The sequence below is a fragment of the Variovorax sp. WDL1 genome (genome assembly GCF_001541225.1).
Classification (GTDB): domain Bacteria; phylum Pseudomonadota; class Gammaproteobacteria; order Burkholderiales; family Burkholderiaceae_C; genus Variovorax.
Genome location: NZ_LMTS01000224.1, coordinates 1 through 2,376 on the forward strand (window position 1 = coordinate 1; position 2,376 = coordinate 2,376).

The 2,376-nt window shown below is 70.6% G+C and carries 4 protein-coding genes; 1 reads left to right on the forward strand and 3 read right to left on the reverse strand.

Annotated elements, in window-relative coordinates:
• A partial coding sequence (locus APY03_RS40680; protein WP_198161310.1) for an energy transducer TonB occupies window positions 1-186 on the forward strand: 186 nt, incomplete at its 5' end.
• Between the two features lie 45 nt (window positions 187-231).
• On the opposite strand, the gene APY03_RS27585 is transcribed toward APY03_RS40680, so the two are convergent.
• From APY03_RS27585 to APY03_RS44625, 3 genes are all read right to left on the reverse strand, one after another.
• On the reverse strand, window positions 232-1,050 hold the full coding sequence (locus APY03_RS27585; protein ID WP_068681916.1) for a M55 family metallopeptidase: 819 nt from the start codon (window positions 1,048-1,050) through the stop codon (window positions 232-234).
• Window positions 1,047-2,156 (reverse strand): DmpA family aminopeptidase, encoded by a 1,110-nt coding sequence (locus APY03_RS27590; RefSeq protein WP_068681918.1) that lies wholly within the window; start codon window positions 2,154-2,156, stop codon window positions 1,047-1,049. Before APY03_RS27590 ends, APY03_RS27585 begins: the two co-directional genes overlap by 4 nt.
• 11 nt (window positions 2,157-2,167) lie before the next feature.
• The coding region (locus tag APY03_RS44625; protein WP_332307400.1) for an ABC transporter permease subunit at window positions 2,168-2,376 on the reverse strand (209 nt) is incomplete at its 5' end.

Consider the following 2,376-nt stretch of genomic DNA (forward strand, 5'->3'; position numbering starts at 1 on the left):
TCGGCGCCGTGCTCGACAACCAGGCCACCGCCCACGACCAAGCTGCTGGCAGAGGCGGCAGTCAGTGCCCTCAATCAATGGAAATTCCGACCGCACACCTATCGTGGCGTACCGGTCAAGGTGCGGCTTCGTCAGCCAATTACTTTCAAACTGAAGCCTCCGGACGGCCCGGCACCTTCGCAGTAAACAAGGCCGGACAGGTCCCGGCTTTTCCCCGCCTCGCCGCCAGCGTCAGCGCAGCATCGCCGACATCGCCGAGCAGCAGTTGAGCATCCGCACCGCCGCTTCCATCGAAGGCGCGGCGAAGCGAAGCTCGGTCGGCGCGCTGCGCTCGAAGGCTGGCCACTGGCAGAACAGGTCGGCCAGGGCGGGCGTCTGGGGCCTCAGGGTGACGGCCAGCGGTTTGGCGAGCAGCAGCGGACTCGCCTGCGCGCGCCCGGCCAGGGCCGCCGCCACGCCTTCGCGAATCGCGGCACAGGACTGCGCCGGGGACAGCGAGACGCCGCTGGTCTGCCCCGTGGCGCGCTTGGTCTGCACGAAGGTGGCGTGCGGGAAGAGCGCCCGGTTCTCCGCGATGAAGACGTCGTCGCCGCTCGCCATCAGCACCGGCACGCCGTACTCGCCGGCGAGCGCGCCGTAGAGGCCGGCCTCGCCGAGCGGCTGGCCGCCGATCTCGACGCCCGCGAATGCAAAGCTGTTGATGGTGTGGGCCAGGATGCCCGCGCCCCCGGCGCGCGAGTGGTAGCCGATCATGCAGACCCCCTCCACACCGAGCTCGACGCCCGCCACCATGCCCAGGTAGCGCGGCTTGCCCTGGATCACCTGGGCGCGCGCATCGAGCAGGTCCGGCGGCATGTTGCGGAAGTCGCCGTGCGAATCGTTCACCCAGACCTCGCTGGCCCCGCCGTCGAAGGCACCGGCGATGGCGGCGTTCGCCTCCTCGGTCATCAGCCGGCGCGCACGCTCGTACTCCGGATTGCCGGCCCGCGTTTGCTGGGAGTGGAAGACGCCGGCCACGCCTTCGATGTCGACGGAGATCAGGATTTTCATGAGCGGGGGTCGTGCGGGTCGTGCGGGCCGTCGGGTGGGGCGAACGCGTCGGAAGGCCAATCGCGCAGCAGTTCGTCAAGCGCCGGGCGCACATGGCCGTCGCGCCCAGTGATCGGCTCGGCCTGCCACAACGCATGCAGGATGGCCTGCTCCACGCCGTCGGCCGTGGCCTGGAACAGGCCGTCGAGCAGCGCGTCGTGCAGCAGCGCGACCGCGGGCATCGGCTGCTCGCGCCGCTGCGGCAGCGTGTAGGCGGTAGAGAAGGCCAGCGCAATGTCGCCGCTGCCGTGCCCGAAGACCGAGCCGGTGCGCGCCAGGCCCGCACCGGCGCGCAGTGCCAGGCGGCGCAGTTGCCGCGCGTCGAGCGGGGCGTCGGTCGCGATCAGCATGATGATCGAGCCCTTCTCGGGCTCGGCCGCCGGCACCGCACTTGCCAGCTTTGTCGCCAGCTGTGTCCCCAGCCGCCCACCGACCGCGCGGCCCGCGATCACCAGGTTGGGCAGCAGGCCATGGTTGGCCAGCACCAGCGCGCCCACCGTGTACAGCCCCGCCCCGGGTGCCGACACGCGCCGCGAGGCCGTCCCGATGCCGCCCTTGAGCGCGAAACTGGACATGCCGCGGCCCGCACCGACGGAGCCCTGCGGGACTTCCGCACCTGCCGCGGCCTTGGCCTGCAGGTAGTGATGCCCGCGCACGGCCATGTGCTGCATGTCGTTGAGGAAGCCGTCGTTGCACTCGAAGACCAGCGGATTGACGCTCGGCAGCCTGCGCCCGCATTCCGGGTTCATCGCGATGCAGTCGCGGATCTGCGCCTCGGCCACGGCCGGCACCGAGAAGGTGTTGGTCAGCGCAATGGGCGTCTCGAGCACGCCGAGCTCTTCCACCTGCACCAGTCCCACGCTCTTGCCGAAGCCGTTGAGCACCGCGACGCCGGCCGGCACGCGCTGCAGGTACGGGTCGCCCGCATGCGGGCACACCACCGTCACGCCGGTCTGCACGTCTCCCTCGTCGAGCGTGCAATGGCCCACCGTGACGCCGGCCACATCGGTGATGGCATCGCGGTGGCCGGAGGGCAGGGTGCCGATGCGCGGAATGGCAGGCGCCATGGCTACGGGTCCTACAGGCGGTCGATCTTGGGATCGAGTGCGTCGCGCAGCCCATCCCCCAGCAGGTTGAAGGCCAGCACCGTGAAGAAGATCGCCAGCGACGGGAACAGTGCCACGTGCGGCGCGTTCACCATGTCCGCGCGTGCCTCGTTCAGCATCGCGCCCCATTCCGGCATCGGCGGCTGCGCGCCCATGCCGAGGAAGCTGAGGCTGGCCGCCG

Bases quoted from the DNA above. Each gene is read 5' to 3' on its own strand.
- APY03_RS27590 (WP_068681918.1), bottom strand. From the start codon at position 2,156: ATGGCGCCTGCCATTCCGCGCATCGGCACCCTGCCCTCCGGCCACCGC.
- APY03_RS27585 (WP_068681916.1), bottom strand. From the start codon at position 1,050: ATGAAAATCCTGATCTCCGTCGACATCGAAGGCGTGGCCGGCGTCTTC.